General features: G+C 67.9%; 5 protein-coding genes and 3 rRNA genes. 6 read left to right on the forward strand and 2 right to left on the reverse strand.

Annotation, left to right across the window (positions count from 1 at the left end):
- Window positions 1-4 precede the first annotated feature (4 nt).
- Window positions 5-2602 (reverse strand): alpha-glucan family phosphorylase, encoded by a 2598-nt coding sequence (gene glgP / locus AYX06_RS14665; protein ID WP_062736394.1) that lies wholly within the window; start codon window positions 2600-2602, stop codon window positions 5-7.
- Window positions 2603-2746: 144 nt separating this feature from the next.
- On the opposite strand from glgP, the gene AYX06_RS14670 reads away from it, so the two are divergent.
- From AYX06_RS14670 to rrf, 6 genes are all read left to right on the forward strand, one after another.
- Window positions 2747-5239 carry a maltotransferase domain-containing protein gene (locus AYX06_RS14670; RefSeq protein WP_269148877.1) on the forward strand — a complete coding sequence of 831 codons (2493 nt, stop codon included), beginning with the start codon at window positions 2747-2749 and terminating at the stop codon, window positions 5237-5239.
- A 107-nt stretch (window positions 5240-5346) separates the two neighbouring features.
- Window positions 5347-7116 carry a maltose alpha-D-glucosyltransferase gene (gene treS, locus AYX06_RS14675; protein WP_062736395.1) on the forward strand — a complete coding sequence of 590 codons (1770 nt, stop codon included), beginning with the start codon at window positions 5347-5349 and terminating at the stop codon, window positions 7114-7116.
- 53 nt (window positions 7117-7169) lie between these two features.
- The gene (glgB, locus tag AYX06_RS14680) at window positions 7170-11099 is read left to right on the forward strand and encodes a 1,4-alpha-glucan branching protein GlgB (protein WP_062736396.1); all 3930 of its coding nucleotides are present in this window, start codon (window positions 7170-7172) and stop codon (window positions 11097-11099) included.
- A 573-nt stretch (window positions 11100-11672) separates the two neighbouring features.
- Window positions 11673-13199: ribosomal RNA gene (locus AYX06_RS14685) — 16S ribosomal RNA — on the forward strand.
- A 672-nt stretch (window positions 13200-13871) separates the two neighbouring features.
- Window positions 13872-17005: ribosomal RNA gene (locus AYX06_RS14690) — 23S ribosomal RNA — on the forward strand.
- 227 nt (window positions 17006-17232) lie between these two features.
- Window positions 17233-17349: ribosomal RNA gene (rrf, locus tag AYX06_RS14695) — 5S ribosomal RNA — on the forward strand.
- The 16S, 23S and 5S rRNA genes sit together here, the layout of an rRNA operon.
- Before the next feature lie 195 nt (window positions 17350-17544).
- Here rrf and AYX06_RS14700 read toward each other — a convergent pair.
- Window positions 17545-17979, reverse strand: coding sequence for a YkvA family protein (locus AYX06_RS14700; protein WP_062736397.1), 435 nt, complete (start codon window positions 17977-17979; stop codon window positions 17545-17547).
- Between the last annotated feature and the right edge of the window lie 6 nt (window positions 17980-17985).

Below are 17985 nucleotides of genomic sequence, written 5' to 3' on the forward strand. Positions count from 1 at the left end.
GGATTCAGGCGTTGGCCACGAGCCCCAGCTCCGCCTTGTCGGCGAGGTGGGGGTGGGCGGGCAGCACCCGCACGGTGTAGCCGAAGGGCCCGGAACGGTCCACGGTGATCGTGCCGCAGAACTTGTGCCGCCCGCCCCCGAGGTCGCCGGTCGGGCGCAGGCTCGCGTACTTGCGCTCGTGGATGTGGTCGGTCTCCGAGACGCGGCCGTAGCCGATCTCCGCGCAGACGTCCTCCGGGGCCAGCGAGCCGAGGGTGACGTAGGCGCACACGGAGAGCTCGTCGCCGATCTGCGGGTCCTGGGCCACGCCCTCGGTGTCGACGTGCTCCACCGAGACCTGGCCCCAGGCCTGGCGCACGCGCCCGATCCACCGGGACTTCGCGCGCGCGGCGGCGTGCCCGTCCTCGGCGGCCCGGCGTCCCGAGACGGCGGCGGGGACGTAGAGATCCCGCACGTAGTCCTCGAGCATCCGCTTGGCCGAGACGCGGGGGCCCAGCGTCGCCAGGGTGTGCCGGACCATGGCCAGCCACTGGTGCGGCACCACGTCCGTGCCCGGCTCGGAGGCGTCGGCCGCCTCCCCGTAGAAGCGGGGCGCCACGTGGTTCTCGATGAGCTCGTAGAGGGCGGCCGCCTCGATGTCGTCGCGCTCGTCCGGGTGGGCGCCCTCGTCCGCGGTGGGGATGGCCCAGCCGTTCTGGCCGTCGTACATCTCGTCCCACCAGCCGTCGAGCACCGACAGGTTCAGCCCGCCGTTGAGGGCGGCCTTCATCCCCGAGGTGCCGCAGGCCTCCAGCGGTCGCAGCGGGTTGTTCAGCCACACGTCGCAGCCCGGGAACAGGGTCCGGGCCATCGCGATGTCGTAGTTGGGCAGGAAGACGATCCGGTGGCGCACCTCCGGGTCGTCCGTGAAGCGCACGAGGTCCTGGATCAGCCGCTTGCCCTGCTCGTCCGCCGGGTGGGACTTCCCCGCGACCACGAGCTGCACCGGGCGCTCCGGGTCCAGCAGGATCTTCTTGAGCCGCTGCGGGTCCCGCAGCATGAGCGTGAGCCGCTTGTAGGTGGGCACCCGGCGGGCGAAGCCGATCGTCAGCACCCCGGGGTCGAGGACCGAGTCGGTCCAGCCGAGCTCGGCGTCCGCGAGGCCGCGCTTCTTCCAGGAGGCCCGCAGCCGGGCCCGGACGTCCTCCACCAGGCGGGTGCGCAGCTCCCGGCGCACCGCCCAGAGCTCGGCGTCGTCCACGCCGTAGATCCGCCGCCACCGCGCGGCCCGGTTGAGGTCGGAGCCCATCGGGTCCAGGGCGAGCTCCGCCATGCGGGGGTCGATCCAGGTCATGACGTGCACGCCGTTGGTGATGGAGCCGATCGGCACCTCGTCCTCGTCGAAGCCCGGCCACAGCCCCCGGAACATGCCGCGGGAGACCACGCCGTGCAGCTTGGCCACGCCGTTGGCGCGCTGGGCCAGGCGCAGGCCCATCACCGCCATGTTGAACTTGGACGGGTCGCCGTCGTCGTAGTCCTCCGCGCCGAGGGACAGGACGTTGGCCGTGGGGACGGCCGGGGCGAGACCGGCGTTGAAGAAGTGCTCGATCTGCGCCCGCTCGAACCGGTCGATGCCCGCGGGCACCGGGGTGTGGGTCGTGAACACGGTCGCCGAGCGCACCGAGGCCAGCGCCTCGTCCCAGGTCAGCGGTTCGCTCCCGTCGGAGGGCTCCATGAGCTCCGCGATCCGCTCGATGCCCAGGAACCCGGCGTGGCCCTCGTTGCAGTGGAAGACCTCCGGGGCCGGCGCCCCGGTCAGCCGGGAGAACGTGCGCAGGGCGCGGATCCCGCCCATCCCGAGCAGCAGTTCCTGCTGCAGCCGGTGGTCGCCGCCGCCGCCGTAGAGGCGGTCGGTGACGCTGCGGGCGTGGTCGTCGTTGTCCGGGATGTCGGAGTCGAGCAGGAGCAGCGGCACGCGCCCCACGTCGGCGCGCCAGATCTGCGCGGACAGCGAGCGGCCGTTGGGCAGCGGGAGGGTGATCCGCGCGGGCGTCCCGTCCTCCTCCCGCAGCAGGGCCAGGGGCATCCCGTCCGGGTCGAGCACCGGATAGGACTCCTGCTGCCAGGCGTCGCGGGAGAGCGACTGCTTGAAGTACCCGTGCTGGTAGAACAGGCCCACGCCCACGACCGGCACACCGAGGTCCGAGGCGCTCTTGAGGTGGTCCCCGGCGAGGATGCCCAGCCCGCCCGAGTACTGGGGCAGCACGGAGGTCACGCCGTACTCGGCCGAGAAGTAGGCGATGGCCCGGGGGGCGTCCTCGGTCTGGGTCTTCTGGTACCACAGCTCGTCGGTGAGGTAGCGCTCCAGATCGGCGTCGAGCTCCTCGATCCGCCGCACGGTGGCGGGGTCCTCGGCGATCTGCTGGATCTCCTCCCGGGTGAGGGAGCCCAGCAGCTTGACCGGGTCGCCGTGCACGGTCTCCCAGGCCTGCGGATTGAGATCCGCGAACAGCTGTTCGGTCGGCCGGTGCCAGGACCAGCGGAGGTTCCTCGCGAGACGGCTCAGAGGGGCGATGGACTCCGGCAGCACGGTGCGCACGGTGAATCTACGGATTGCCTTCACGCGGTCAGACTACCGGTGACCCGGCGGGAACCGGCCGTGTCCTCGCCCGGTCGTCGCCCGGGCGCGCCGGGCGCGCCCGCCGGGACGGGAACACTGCCGAGCCCTTCGACAGCGGGCTTAACGATCGCGGGGTTTGTCGCTAACGTGTTCCAGGTGAGCCAAGCCAACACGCCGTCCCCGTCCGACCCGGCCGCGAGCCCGGCCGGCACGTCCGCCCCCGACCTCCCGACGACTTCCGCCGCCGAGGCGGCCGTTCCCGGCGACGGGGCCGCAGTCCCGGCCGAGCCGCCGGCGAAGAAGGCCCCGGCGCGCCGCAGGGCCTCCACCGCCAAGAAGGCCGCGGACGCCGCGTCCGTGGAGGACGAGCCGGGCATCTCCGTGGTGCCCGCGGCGGAGCCCAGCACCCGCGCGCGCAGGACCTCGACCCCGAAGACGTCGACGGCCAAGACGCCCACCGCCAAGACGGCGTCGGCGCGGACGTCGACCGCGAAGACCTCCACCGCGAAGACCTCCACGGCGAAGACCCCGGCCGCCCGGACGTCGACGACGAAGAAGGCCGCGACCACGCGCAAGGCCCCGGCCACGCGCAGGAAGGCCGCCGGGTCGGCGTTCTCCCGCGAGGACCTGGTCTACGGCCGGATCCCGATCGTGGGCGTGAGCCCCGTGGTCGAGGACGGGCGCTTCCCGGCCAAGGCCCTGCCGGGCGAGTCGATCCGGGTGGGCGCCACCGTGTTCCGGGAGGGCCACGACGCCCTCGGCGTCACCGCGGTGCTCTACGACCCGCAGGGCACCGAGGCCGAGCGGGTGCCCATGGTCCTGACCACTCCTGGCACCGACCGCTACGAGGCGTGGCTGACCCCGACCTCCGAGGGCGCGTGGACCTTCGCCGTCGAGGGCTGGGGCGACCTCTACGAGACCTGGCGGCACGCCGCCGAGATCAAGGTCGGCGTGGGCCAGGACGTCGAGCTGATGATGGCCGAGGGCGTGGTCCTCTTCGACCGCGCCGCCGCGGAGCCCGGGCGCCCGGACTCCGACGTCGAGCTGTTCCGCTCCGCCTCCCGCGCGCTGGGCAACCAGGAGCTGCCCGCCGAGCACCGGCTCGAGGCCGGCACCTCGGCCGAGGTCCTGGCCGCCGTCGCCGAGCGCCCGCTGCGCGACCTCGTCACCGAGAGCCGCCGCTATCCGCTGAAGGTCGAGCGCACCGCCGCCGGCCGCGGGTCCTGGTACGAGTTCTTCCCGCGCTCCGAGGGCGCCGTCCTCGACCCCGAGACCGGCACGTGGACCTCCGGGAACTTCCGGACCGCCTCCGAGCGGCTCGAGGCCGTGGCCGGGATGGGCTTCGACGTGGTGTACCTGCCCCCGATCCACCCGATCGGCCGCGCCCACCGCAAGGGCCCCAACAACACGCTCGTGGCCGGCCCCCAGGACCCCGGGTCCCCGTGGGCCATCGGCGCCCCCGAGGGCGGGCACGACACGATCCACCCGGACCTCGGCACGTTCGAGGACTTCGACGGGTTCGTGGCCCGCGCCGCCGACCTCGGCCTCGAGGTCGCCCTGGACCTCGCCCTGCAGGCGTCCCCGGACCACCCCTGGGTCACGGCGCACCCGGAGTGGTTCACCACCCGGGCCGACGGCTCGATCGCCTACGCCGAGAACCCGCCGAAGAAGTACCAGGACATCTACCCGATCAACTTCGACAACGACCCCGAGGGGCTGTCCCTCGAGGTGCTGCGGATCGTGGAGCTGTGGATCTCCCACGGCGTGAAGATCTTCCGGGTGGACAACCCGCACACCAAGCCCCTGTGGTTCTGGGAGTGGCTGATCGGCACCGTCAACGCCAAGCACCCCGAGGTCGTCTTCCTGGCCGAGGCGTTCACCCGCCCGGCCATGATGCAGGGCCTCGCCCGGGTGGGCTTCCAGCAGTCCTACTCCTACTTCACCTGGCGCAACACCAAGAAGGAGATCGAGGAGTACCTGCACGAGGTCAGCCACGAGACCTCGGCGGTGTACCGGCCGAACTTCTTCGTGAACACCCCGGACATCCTCACGGAGTACCTCCAGTTCGGCGGTCCCGCGGCGTTCCGGATCCGCGCGGTGCTGGCCGCCACGGGCTCCCCGCTGTGGGGCGTCTACTCCGGCTACGAGCTCTTCGAGCACGTGGCCCGGCAGGGCGCCGAGGAGTACGTGGACAACGAGAAGTACCAGTTCCGCCCCCGGGACTTCGCCGGGGCGGAGGAGCGCGGGGAGTCCCTGGCCCCGTACCTGACGCGGCTCAACGAGATCCGCCGCCGGCACGCCTCGCTGGGCGACCTGCAGAACCTGACGGTGCAGTCCACGTCCGACGACGCCCTGGTCGCGTACACGAAGACCAAGACGGTGCGGCACGGCGGCTCCGCCTACAAGGACACGATCATCGTGGTCGTCAACGTGGACCCGCACGCGACCCGCGAGGGCACGGTGTGGCTCGACCTGGAGTCCTTGAACCTGGACGACGCCGACTTCAACGAGGACGGCAGCTTCTGGGTGGACGACCTGCTCAGCGGCCACTCCTGGAAGTGGGGCACGCACAACTACGTGCGCCTCGACCCGCACCACGACCCGGCGCACGTCCTGCACATCCGGCGCAACGTCAAGTAGGGGATCTTCCGGACCCCGTCGGGGCCCTCCCGGGACGCACCACCCGGGAGGGCCCCCTTCCCACCCGAAGGCCTCCGACCCACCTGCCCGAAAGGCGGCACCCCCGCATGAGCATCTCGCCGTTCTCGCTCAACGCCCCCGGCATCTCCCACGACCCCGACTGGTTCCGCAAAGCGGTGTTCTACGAGGTCCTCGTCCGGGCGTTCTCCGACGCCAACGGTGACGGCTCCGGCGACTTCTCCGGTCTGATCGACAAGCTGGACTACCTGCAGTGGCTGGGCATCGACTGCCTCTGGCTGCCGCCCTTCTTCGAGTCCCCGCTGCGCGACGGCGGCTACGACATCTCGGACTACTACTCCGTGCTCGACGAGTTCGGCACGATCAGCGACTTCAAGCGGCTCGTCGCGGAGGCGCACGCCCGCGGCCTGCGGGTGATCATCGACCTGCCGCTGAACCACACCAGCGACCAGCACCCCTGGTTCCAGGCCTCCCGCGAGGACCCGGACGGCCCCTACGGCGACTTCTACGTCTGGTCGGACACGGACGAGCTGTACCAGGACGCCCGCATCATCTTCGTGGACACCGAGGAGTCGAACTGGACGTTCGACCCGATCCGCCGCCAGTTCTTCTGGCACCGGTTCTTCTCCCACCAGCCCGACCTCAACTTCGAGAACCCGGCCGTGGTGGAGGCCGTCCACGACGTGGTGAAGTTCTGGCTGGACATGGGCATCGACGGCTTCCGCGCCGACGCGATCCCCTACCTGATCGAGGAGGAGGGGACCAACTGCGAGAACCTCCCGGGCACCCACGAGTTCCTCGTGCAGCTGCGCCGGATGATCGACGAGGAGTACCCCGGGCGCGTGGTGATCGCCGAGGCGAACCAGATGCCGCACGAGGTGGTCGAGTACTTCGGGACCGAGCAGGACCCGGAGTGCCACATGTGCTTCCACTTCCCGATCATGCCGCGGATCTTCTACGCGCTGCGGGACCAGAAGGCCGCCCCGATCGTGGACACCATGCAGGAGACGCCCGACATCCCGCGCGGGACCCAGTGGGGCACGTTCCTGCGCAACCACGACGAGCTGACGCTCGAGATGGTCACCACCGAGGAGCGCCAGGCGATGCTGGGCTGGTACGCCCCGGACTCCCGGATGCGCGCCAACGTGGGCATCCGCCGCCGGCTGGCGCCCCTGCTGGACAACTCCCGGGCGGAGATCGAGCTCATCCACGCCCTGCTCCTGTCCCTGCCGGGCAGCCCGTTCCTGTACTACGGCGACGAGATCGGGATGGGGGACAACATCTGGCTCGACGACCGCGACGCCTCCCGCACCCCGATGCAGTGGACCCCGGACCGCAACGCCGGGTTCTCCAAGGCCGACCCGGGCAAGCTGTACCTGCCCGTGGTCCAGTCGCTGGTCTACCACTACAACCAGGTCAACGTGGAGGCGCAGCTGGCGTCGTCGTCGTCCCTGCTGCACTGGATGCGCCAGATGCTGGCGGTGCGCAAGGCGCACCCGGCGTTCGGTCTGGGCAGCTACGTCAACGTGGAGACCGACCACGACTCCGTGCTCGCGTTCCTGCGGGTGCTCCCGGACGAGGAGACCGAGGACGGCCGCGGCGAGACGGTGCTGTGCCTGTTCAACCTGGCCCACACGCCCGCGTGCGCCCGCATCCGGCTGCCGCAGTTCGCGGGCCGCGGGCTGCGCGAGCTCTTCGGCGGCGACCTGTTCGGAGAGGTGGACGAGGCCGGGGAGTACCGGATCACCCTCGGCAGCCAGGACTTCTTCTGGCTGCGGCTGCGCGCGGCCCGCCGCGACGACGGCACGCACCCGCAGACCACGGCCCTGCCGATCATCACGCCCGTCAAGACGTCCTGAGCGCGACCGCGCGTCCGGCCACCACCCCGCCCGCCCCGGAAGGACCCGATCCCATGACCGACCAGCACCCCCACGAGCTCCTCGACCTCCTGCGGCGGTGGCTGCCGAAGCAGCGGTGGTTTCCCTTCGCGGACGGCGGCGCGGGCGCGGACCTGCGGGTCCTCGCCGAGCTCGCCCTGCCGGAGCGGGCGGGCGGCACGGCCCGCGTGCTGCTCGTCGAGGCCTCGGCGGGGGACCGCACCGAGCTGCTCCAGGTGCCGCTGACTCTCCGCGCGGCGCCCCTCGAGGGCGCCGAGCGGTTCCTGGTGGCGGAGCCGACGGCCCCGGCGGACGCCGGTGCCGGGCCGGCGGTCGCGCCGGGCACGGAGCAGGGCCCCGGTCCGCTGCGGGCGGCGCGCAAGCTCAAGGACCGCGCCGCACGGGCCGGGCGCGCCGTGGCCGACCGCACCGGTCTGCCCGTGCCCGGGGCCGACGGCGCGGTGGCGGGCTCGTGGGTCTACGACGGCGTCGGGGACCCCGCCTTCGTGGGCACTGCGCTTGCGCTCATGCAGCAGCAGGAGACCGCCGGGGGCGGGCCGCTGGGGCTGTCCCTGACCGGTGCGCACGGGGACGTGCTGCGCGTGCCCTACGCGGTGGAGTCCCGCGAGCAGGTCCGGGTGATCTCCAGCGAGCAGTCGAACTCCTCGGTGATCATCACCCCGCCGCCGGGCCGGGCACACGCCGACGCCGTCATCGTGAAGTTCTTCCGGGTCGTGGGGGAGGGCGCCAACCCGGACGTGGAGGTCGGCCGCGAGCTCACCGCCCTCGGCTGCCCCGCCGTCCCGGCCACCTTCGGCTGGCTCGACGCCCGCTGGCGCACCGGCCTGACCGCCGCGGAGGGCCAGCTGGCGGTGGCCACCGAGTTCCTCGCCGGCTCCGCCGACGCCTGGGGCCGGGCCGTCGAGGCGGCCGAGCAGGGCGCCGACTTCACCGACGAGGCCCGTGAGCTGGGCCGCACCACCGCCCGCGTGCACCGGGACCTGTCCCGCGCCTTCGGCACGGAGACCCCCGACGACGCGGCCCGCAGCCGCCTGCTGGACGGCCTCGCCGGGCGCATCCGGTGGGCCCGGGCGGAGTCCGGGTCCCTGTTCGCCGAGCACGCGGACGCTCTCGACGCGTTGCTGGGCTCCCTCGACGGCGTGACCGACCTGCCCCCGCTGCAGCGCATCCACGGGGACTACCACCTGGGGCAGGTCCTCCAGACGGAGGAGGGCCAGTTCAAGGTCCTGGACTTCGAGGGGGAGCCCCTGCGCCCGATCGAGGAGCGCACCCGGCCGGACGTGGCCCTGCGCGACGTCGTGGGCATGCTCCGCTCCTTCGACTACGCCGCCGCGTTCGGGGCGCGCGCCGGGGCGGGGGACACCGAGGAGTGGGGCCGCCGGACCGCCGAGGCCTTCCTGTCCGGCTACGAGCAGGGCGCCGGGCACGTCGTGGACCGCGACTCCCCGCTGTTCCAGGCGCTGTGGCTGGACAAGGCGCTCTACGAGGTCGTCTACGAGCAGCGCAACCGGCCGGACTGGCTGGGCGTGCCGGCCGGAGCGGTGCGCCGTTTCCTGGACGATCAGCGGTCGCGTAGCGTGAACCCTGAACCCGCCGGCGCGGACTCCGCATCCGGCACCGGCCATGACGACGACAGGTCCCGTTCCGCGCGGCGCGCTGCGGCGGAACCGGGAACGGAAATCGAGGACGCAGTGACCGCCAGCACCCCGCAGGACCGATCCGACCCCGTCCAGGCCGCCGGCCACGACGTCGCCCCGGCAGGGCCCGTCCCCGTGCCGGAGCACGTGCTCGCCGCCGTCTCCGAGGGCCGCCACCACAACCCGCACGGGGTCCTGGGCGCCCACCTGGGCCCGGACGGCAGCGTCACCGTGCGCACCCTGCGCCGGTTCGCCACGGCGGTCGCCGTGGTCACGCAGGACGGCACCTTCGAGCTCGAGCACGAGTGGGGCGGCATCTTCACGGGTGTGGTCCCGGCCCACGAGCCGGGCCGGATCCCCGACTACCGGGTGGACGTCACCTACCGGGACCTCGAGCCGCAGCGGATGGACGACCCGTACCGCTTCGCCCCCACCCTGGGGGAGCTCGACCTGCACCTGATCGGGGAGGGGCGGCACGAGACGCTGTGGACCGTCCTCGGCGCCCACGTGCGCCGCTACCCCTCCGCCCTGGGGGACGTCACCGGCGTGAGCTTCGCCGTGTGGGCGCCCAACGCCCAGGCAGTGCGCGTCATCGGCGACTTCAACGGCTGGGACGGCAGCGAGCACGCGATGCGCTCCCTCGGCTCCTCGGGCGTGTGGGAGCTGTTCGTGCCGGGGCTGGGCTCCGGCGCCACCTACAAGTTCCGCATCCTCGGCCGGGACGGCGGCTGGCGGGAGAAGGCCGACCCCATGGCCTTCGGCACCGAGGTCCCGCCCTCGACCGCATCGCGCGTCTTCGAGTCGACCTACGAGTTCCAGGACGACGCCTGGCTGGCCCGCCGTGCGGCCACCGACCCCCACAACGCCCCGATGAGCGTCTACGAGCTGCACATCGGCTCGTGGCGGATGGGCCTGGGCTACAAGGACCTCGCCAAGGAGCTCGTCGAGTACCTCACGTGGCAGGGCTTCACGCACGTGGAGTTCATGCCCGTGGCGGAGCACCCGTTCGGCGGGTCCTGGGGCTACCAGGTGACCTCCTACTACGCGCCGTCCTCCCGGTTCGGCAGCCCGGACGAGTTCCGCTACCTCGTTGACCAGCTCCACCAGGCCGGCATCGGCGTGATCGTGGACTGGGTCCCGGGGCACTTCCCCAAGGACGAGTGGGCCCTGGCCCGGTTCGACGGGGAGCCCCTGTACGAGCACGCCGACCCCCGCCGCGGCGAGCACAAGGACTGGGGAACCCTGATCCCCGACTACGGCCGCAACGAGGTCCGCAACTTCCTGGTGGCCAACGCCTCCTACTGGCTGGAGGAGTTCCACATCGACGGGCTGCGCGTGGACGCCGTCGCCTCCATGCTCTACCTGGACTACTCGCGCAACGAGGGGGAGTGGGAGCCGAACATCTACGGCGGCCGGGAGAACCTCGAGGCCATCGCGTTCCTCAAGGAGGCCAACGCCACGGCGTACAAGCGCACCCCGGGGATCGTCATGATCGCCGAGGAGTCGACCTCGTACCCGGGGGTGACCCGGCCCACCGACGCCGACGGACTGGGCTTCGGGCTGAAGTGGAACATGGGGTGGATGCACGACACCCTCGAGTACATGGCCGAGGACCCGGTCAACCGGTACTACCACCACAACAAGCTCACGTTCTCGCTCGTCTACGCCTTCTCGGAGAACTTCCTGCTGCCGATCTCCCACGACGAGGTCGTCTACGGCAAGGGTTCGCTGCTGCGCAAGATGCCCGGGGACCGGTGGCAGCAGCTGGCCAACGTCCGCGCCTACCTCGCGTTCATGTGGGCCCACCCCGGCAAGCAACTGATCTTCATGGGCACCGAGTACGCCCAGGAGTCCGAGTGGTCCCAGGAGCACGGACTCGACTGGTGGCTCTCGGAGACCCCGCCGCACAAGGGCGTCCAGGAGCTCGTGCGCACCCTCAACACGGTCTACCGCGACACCCCGGCGCTGTACGAGCGGGACAACAACCCGGCCGGCTTCGAGTGGATCGACGCCGCCGACGCCGGGCGCAACACGCTGTCCTTCACCCGGTGGGACGAGCAGGGCAACCCGCTGGTGTGCGTCGCCAACTTCGCCGGCAACCCGCACGAGAACTTCCGGCTGGGCCTGCCGTGGGCCGGCGAGTGGACCGAGGTGCTCAACACCGACTCGGAGCACTTCGGCGGTTCGGGCGTGGGCAACCTCGGGCGGGTGAGCGCGACCGAGGGCGCCCACAACGGCAATCCCGCCTCCGCCGTGCTGACCGTCCCGCCGCTGGCGGTGCTCTACCTCAAGCCTGCCGAGCACTGAGTCCGCACCGGTCGTCCCCGTAGGGCGGGACCGGTGCACCGGGAAGGGCCCGGGTCTGCGGACCCGGGCCCTTCCCCGTCCCCGGCCGGCGGTGCGGAGCGCCCAACCGCCGGGTTGCACAGGGCCGGCGAACCGGGTAACTTCTTCCAAGTCGTCGCGGCGAGGAACTCCTCCGGGAGCACCACGGGACGGCACCCCACCCACACCATTCCGGACCGAGCGGCCAGCGCGCTGCGAGGAGCCGGGGACGTGCTAGGGTGGCGGCTTGCGAGCTTCGCCGGAACGGCGCTCCAGTCACGATCAGGTCACCAAGAGTTCACCTGAGATTGACCGGACCGACCGGGAGGGCTAAGGTTGCAGAGCACTCCGGGAGCACGGTGTCCAGCGGGACACGCTCACCGGTCTGTTGTTTGAGAACTCAATAGTGTGCCATGTTTGTTGATACCAAATGTTTTGTTTGGTTGATGGATCGCCTGTGTCCCGCCTCCGTGGGGTGTGGGTGGTCTTTTTCGGCCTGGATCGCTCGCTCGTCCTGCTTCTGTTGCGGGGTGGGTGGGTTTGTTTTTCTGTTTTTTGACGGAGAGTTTGATCCTGGCTCAGGACGAACGCTGGCGGCGTGCTTAACACATGCAAGTCGAACGATGATCTCCCGCTTGCGGGGGTGATTAGTGGCGAACGGGTGAGTAATACGTGAGTAACCTGCCCCTGACTCTGGGATAAGCCTGGGAAACCGGGTCTAATACTGGATACGACTCCTCATCGCATGGTGGGGGGTGGAAAGGGTTTGACTGGTTTTGGATGGGCTCACGGCCTATCAGCTTGTTGGTGGGGTAATGGCTCACCAAGGCGACGACGGGTAGCCGGCCTGAGAGGGTGACCGGCCACACTGGGACTGAGACACGGCCCAGACTCCTACGGGAGGCAGCAGTGGGGAATATTGCACAATGGGCGGAAGCCTGATGCAGCGACGCCGCGTGAGGGATGACGGCCTTCGGGTTGTAAACCTCTTTCAGCAGGGAAGAAGCCACAAGTGACGGTACCTGCAGAAGAAGCGCCGGCTAACTACGTGCCAGCAGCCGCGGTAATACGTAGGGCGCAAGCGTTGTCCGGAATTATTGGGCGTAAAGAGCTCGTAGGCGGTTTGTCGCGTCTGCTGTGAAAGCCCGGGGCTCAACCCCGGGTCTGCAGTGGGTACGGGCAGACTAGAGTGCAGTAGGGGAGACTGGAATTCCTGGTGTAGCGGTGAAATGCGCAGATATCAGGAGGAACACCGATGGCGAAGGCAGGTCTCTGGGCTGTTACTGACGCTGAGGAGCGAAAGCATGGGGAGCGAACAGGATTAGATACCCTGGTAGTCCATGCCGTAAACGTTGGGCACTAGGTGTGGGGGACATTCCACGTTCTCCGCGCCGTAGCTAACGCATTAAGTGCCCCGCCTGGGGAGTACGGCCGCAAGGCTAAAACTCAAAGGAATTGACGGGGGCCCGCACAAGCGGCGGAGCATGCGGATTAATTCGATGCAACGCGAAGAACCTTACCAAGGCTTGACATTCACCGGACTACCCCAGAGATGGGGTTTCCCTTCGGGGTCGGTGGACAGGTGGTGCATGGTTGTCGTCAGCTCGTGTCGTGAGATGTTGGGTTAAGTCCCGCAACGAGCGCAACCCTCGTTCTATGTTGCCAGCACGTGATGGTGGGGACTCATAGGAGACTGCCGGGGTCAACTCGGAGGAAGGTGGGGATGACGTCAAATCATCATGCCCCTTATGTCTTGGGCTTCACGCATGCTACAATGGCCGGTACAAAGGGTTGCGATACTGTGAGGTGGAGCTAATCCCAAAAAGCCGGTCTCAGTTCGGATTGAGGTCTGCAACTCGACCTCATGAAGTCGGAGTCGCTAGTAATCGCAGATCAGCAACGCTGCGGTGAATACGTTCCCGGGCCTTGTACACACCGCCCGTCAAGTCACGAAAGTTGGTAACACCCGAAGCCGGTGGCCTAACCCCTTGTGGGAGGGAGCCGTCGAAGGTGGGACTGGCGATTGGGACTAAGTCGTAACAAGGTAGCCGTACCGGAAGGTGCGGCTGGATCACCTCCTTTCTAAGGAGCCGTTGACCGCCGTGTGGTGGTCGCCCCCGCCCTAGTGCCCGTGCGTGGTGCTGGTGGGGTGAGCTCATGGGTGGAATGTCAACGAGCAAGCGGCCGCACCTCGTGTGCCGGCCGGGTTCTTCTTCAGTACCCGCTCCGCTGTGTTCTCTGGTCCTTGCGGGCCGGGGGGTCGGTGGGGTGGTGGAACGGCTGATACCCGGGTGGTGGGGGTGTGGTCCATGGCGCACTGTTGGGTCCTGAGACAACAGGGCCCTCGTGGTTTCCGGGTCTTCCGGTGCTGCTGTCCCCTCAGGGGGGTGGTGGTGCGGGGGGCCGGGGTCGTGGGGGTGTGTTGGCTCTGGTTGTCCCGGCGCCCCACCGGTGCGGTGGGTCGGTGCGGTCCTCCTTGCGGGGGTCCGGTGCCGCCCCCCGAAGCACCATGGTGTGGGGTGTGTGGGTTGTTGTTTGAGAACTGTATAGTGGACGCGAGCATCTTAAGAACGCCCGTGCCCTCTCCTGCTTCCGCTGCGTGCGGGGTGGGTGGTGGTGCGGGAGAGTTCGTGATTGATCGCCGCCGACGACTGCGAGAGCGCGTGTTCGTGCTGGTGCTGCTGCCTTTCGGGGTGGGGGTGCCGGTGGACGGGTGCTGGTTGTGGTTGTTGGTCGGTGTGTTCTGTGATCATGTGGCAAGTTTTTAAGGGCGCACGGTGGATGCCTTGGCATCAGGAGCCGATGAAGGACGCGGTAATCTGCGATAAGCCTCGGGGAGCTGATAAACGAGCTGTGATCCGAGGGTCTCCGAATGGGGAAACCCCGCCACGTGTTATGCGTGGTGACCCGTACCTGAATGCATAGGGTGCGTGGAGGGAACGTGGGGAAGTGAAACATCTCAGTACCCACAGGAAGAGAAAACAACAGTGATTCCGTCAGTAGTGGCGAGCGAACGCGGAAGAGGCCAAACCGATGGTGTGTGAGACCCGGCAGGGGTTGCATCATCGGGGTCGTGGGGCGTGTCGTCCCGGGTCTGCCGGCCCGGGCGTGTGAGTGCAGGGCGATAGTCGAACCGGTGTGAGTGCCGGGCCGTAGAGGGTGGGAGTCCCGTAGACGAAATCGCCGCTGCCGCGCGGAGCATGTACCCAAGTAGCACGGGGCCCGAGAAATCCCGTGTGAATCTGCCAGGACCACCTGGTAAGCCTAAATACTACCTGATGACCGATAGCGGACCAGTACCGTGAGGGAAAGGTGAAAAGTACCCCGGGAGGGGAGTGAAATAGTACCTGAAACCGTGTGCCTACAATCCGTCGGAGCCCTACAAGGTGACGGCGTGCCTTTTGAAGAATGAGCCTGCGAGTTAGTGTTACGTCGCGAGGTTAACCCGTGAGGGGTATCCGTAGCGAAAGCGAGTCTGAACAGGGCGAGTGAGTGGCGTGATCTAGACCCGAAGCGAAGTGATCTACCCATGGCCAGGTTGAAGCGCGTGTAAGAGCGCGTGGAGGACCGAACCCACTTCAGTTGAAAATGGAGGGGATGAGCTGTGGGTAGGGGTGAAAGGCCAATCAAACTTCGTGATAGCTGGTTCTCCCCGAAATGCATTTAGGTGCAGCGTTACGTGTTTCTTGCCGGAGGTAGAGCTACTGGATGGCCGATGGGCCCTACAAGGTTACTGACGTCAGCCAAACTCCGAATGCCGGTAAGTGAGAGCGTAGCAGTGAGACTGTGGGGGATAAGCTTCATAGTCGAGAGGGAAACAGCCCAGACCACCAACTAAGGCCCCTAAGCGTGTGCTAAGTGGGAAAGGATGTGGAGTTGCTCAGACAACCAGGAGGTTGGCTTAGAAGCAGCCACCCTTGAAAGAGTGCGTAATAGCTCACTGGTCAAGTGATTCCGCGCCGACAATGTAGCGGGGCTCAAGTACACCGCCGAAGTTGTGGCATTGCACCAACGATACCCAGCCGTCCCTTTCGTGGGGGTGGTTCAGGTGGTGCGATGGGTAGGGGAGCGTCGTGTGGGCAGTGAAGCTGCGGGGTGACCCAGTGGTGGAGCCCACACGAGTGAGAATGCAGGCATGAGTAGCGAATGACGGGTGAGAAACCCGTCCGCCGGATGATCAAGGGTTCCAGGGTCAAGCTAATCTGCCCTGGGTCAGTCGGGACCTAAGGCGAGGCCGACAGGCGTAGTCGATGGACAACGGGTTGATATTCCCGTACCGGCGAAGAACCGCCCCTATCGAACCGGGGACACTAACCACCCGAACCGCACCAGGTGCCGGCCATTGGCCGGTCGCCGGTGTCGGGGAGCGTGGGACCTGAACCGGGGAGGTAAGCGTATTAACAGGTGTGACGCAGGAAGGTAGCCGAGCCGGGCGATGGTAGACCCGGTCTAAGCGTGTAGGGCGATCCGTTGGCAAATCCGCGGATCACGTGCCTGAGACGTGACGGGACCCCCATCCGTGGGGGGATTCGGTGATCCTATGCTGCCGAGAAAAGCATCGACGCGAGGTTCCAGCCGCCCGTACCCCAAACCGACACAGGTGATCAGGTAGAGAATACTAAGGCGATCGAGAGAATCATGGTTAAGGAACTCGGCAAAATGCCCCCGTAACTTCGGGAGAAGGGGGGCCCGGACCGTGGACACCACTAGCTGGTGCGAGCGGGTAAGGGCCGCAGAGACCAGGGGGAAGCGACTGTTTATCAAAAACACAGGTCCGTGCGAAGTCGCAAGACGAGGTATACGGACTGACTCCTGCCCGGTGCTGGAAGGTTAAGAGGACCCGTTAGCCTCACGGCGAAGCGGAGAATTCAAGCCCCAGTAAACGGCGGTGGTAACTATAACCATCCTAAGGTAGCGAAATTCCTTGTCGGGTAAGTTCCGACCTGCACGAATGGAGTAACGACTTCCCCGCTGTCTCAACCATGAACTCGGCGAAATTGCAGTACGAGTAAAGATGCTCGTTACGCGCAGCAGGACGGAAAGACCCCGAGACCTTTACTATAGTTTGGTATTGGTGTTCGGTGTGGCTTGTGTAGGATAGGTGGGAGACGGTGAAGCGGGCACGCCAGTGCACGTGGAGTCAACGTTGAAATACCACTCTGGTCACTCTGGACATCTAACTTCGGCCCGTGATCCGGGTCAGGGACAGTGCCTGATGGGTAGTTTAACTGGGGCGGTTGCCTCCTAAAGAGTAACGGAGGCGCCCAAAGGTTCCCTCAGCCTGGTTGGCAATCAGGTGTCGAGTGTAAGTGCACAAGGGAGCTTGACTGTGAGAGCGACAGCTCGAGCAGGGACGAAAGTCGGGACTAGTGATCCGGCGGTACATTGTGGAATGGCCGTCGCTCAACGGATAAAAGGTACCTCGGGGATAACAGGCTGATCTTGCCCAAGAGTCCATATCGACGGCATGGTTTGGCACCTCGATGTCGGCTCGTCGCATCCTGGGGCTGGAGTTGGTCCCAAGGGTTGGGCTGTTCGCCCATTAAAGCGGTACGCGAGCTGGGTTCAGAACGTCGTGAGACAGTTCGGTCCCTATCCGCTGCGCGCGCAGGAAATTTGAGAAGACCTGTCCTTAGTACGAGAGGACCGGGACGGACGAACCTCTGGTATGGCAGTTGTACCGCCAGGTGCACCGCTGCTTCGCTACGTTCGGAAGAGATAACCGCTGAAAGCATCTAAGCGGGAAGCTCGCTTCGAGATGAGATTTCCAGACACCACTTGGTGTGAGAGGCCCCCAGCGAGACCACTGGGTTGATAGGCCGGAGGTGGAAGCACGAACCAACGACGTGTGCAGCCGACCGGTACTAATACGCCGACAACTTACCCCACACCCACCCCCCACCAAGCGTGGGGACACCGGTGGGACACCACAGAACACCGCGTCCACTATACGGCTCCCAACCAACAACCCTCCCCGACCCCACCGCCCGCGGTGGGCCGGCACGGGCCACGGCTGCACCACCGCAGCACACAATTGCATCCACAGTCATCACTGTGACCAGATTTCCCCCCCACCCCGCCGGCACCGGCGCGGGAGAGCAGGGGGAGACAGAGTTACGGCGGTCATAGCGTGGGGGAAACGCCCGGTCCCATCCCGAACCCGGAAGCTAAGACCCACAGCGCCGATGGTACTGCACCCGCCAGGGTGTGGGAGAGTAGGACACCGCCGGACCACACCCACAAGGGTCGAGCCCCCGCACCCACCGGTGCGGGGGCTCCCCACATCAGTCGAAAGGCCCCGCACCCACCGGTGCGGGGGCTCCCCACATCAGTCGACAGGCCCCGCACCCACCGGTGCGGGGCCTTTCCTCATGCCCTGCGCACCGGCGCTGCCGGCACTCCACCGACACCGGTGCGGGCCTTTTCTTCATTCGGCGTCCCGCTGCCTGTGGTCACCCACGAGACGGCGCACCGCGGCCAGGCCGTCCGGGGTGCCCGGCCAGTGTCGCTCCAAGGCCTGTGGGCCGGCGGTGCGCGCTACCGAGCGCAGCACCAGGAGGACGATCACCGCGTCGTCGGCGTAGCCCAGCACCGGGACGAAGTCCGGGACCAGGTCGACGGGCAGTGCCAGGTAGGCGAGCAGCAGCAGCAGCCGCACGCGCACCCCGCGGGGGAGTGCGCGGTCACCGGCCAGCCGCTTGACGAGCCGGAGCACATCCGGCAGCAGCCGCAGCGCGTCGTGCACCCCGGGGCGGTCCGGTGCGGCCCTCCACAGCACGACGAGCAGCACCAGCCACACCACCAGCAGCGCCCCGAGGGCGCCCACCAGCACGGGCCAGGCCGAGCTCCACCACCACGGCACGGCGCA

It is taken from the genome of Kocuria turfanensis (assembly GCF_001580365.1).
In the GTDB taxonomy this organism is placed as follows: domain Bacteria; phylum Actinomycetota; class Actinomycetes; order Actinomycetales; family Micrococcaceae; genus Kocuria; species Kocuria turfanensis.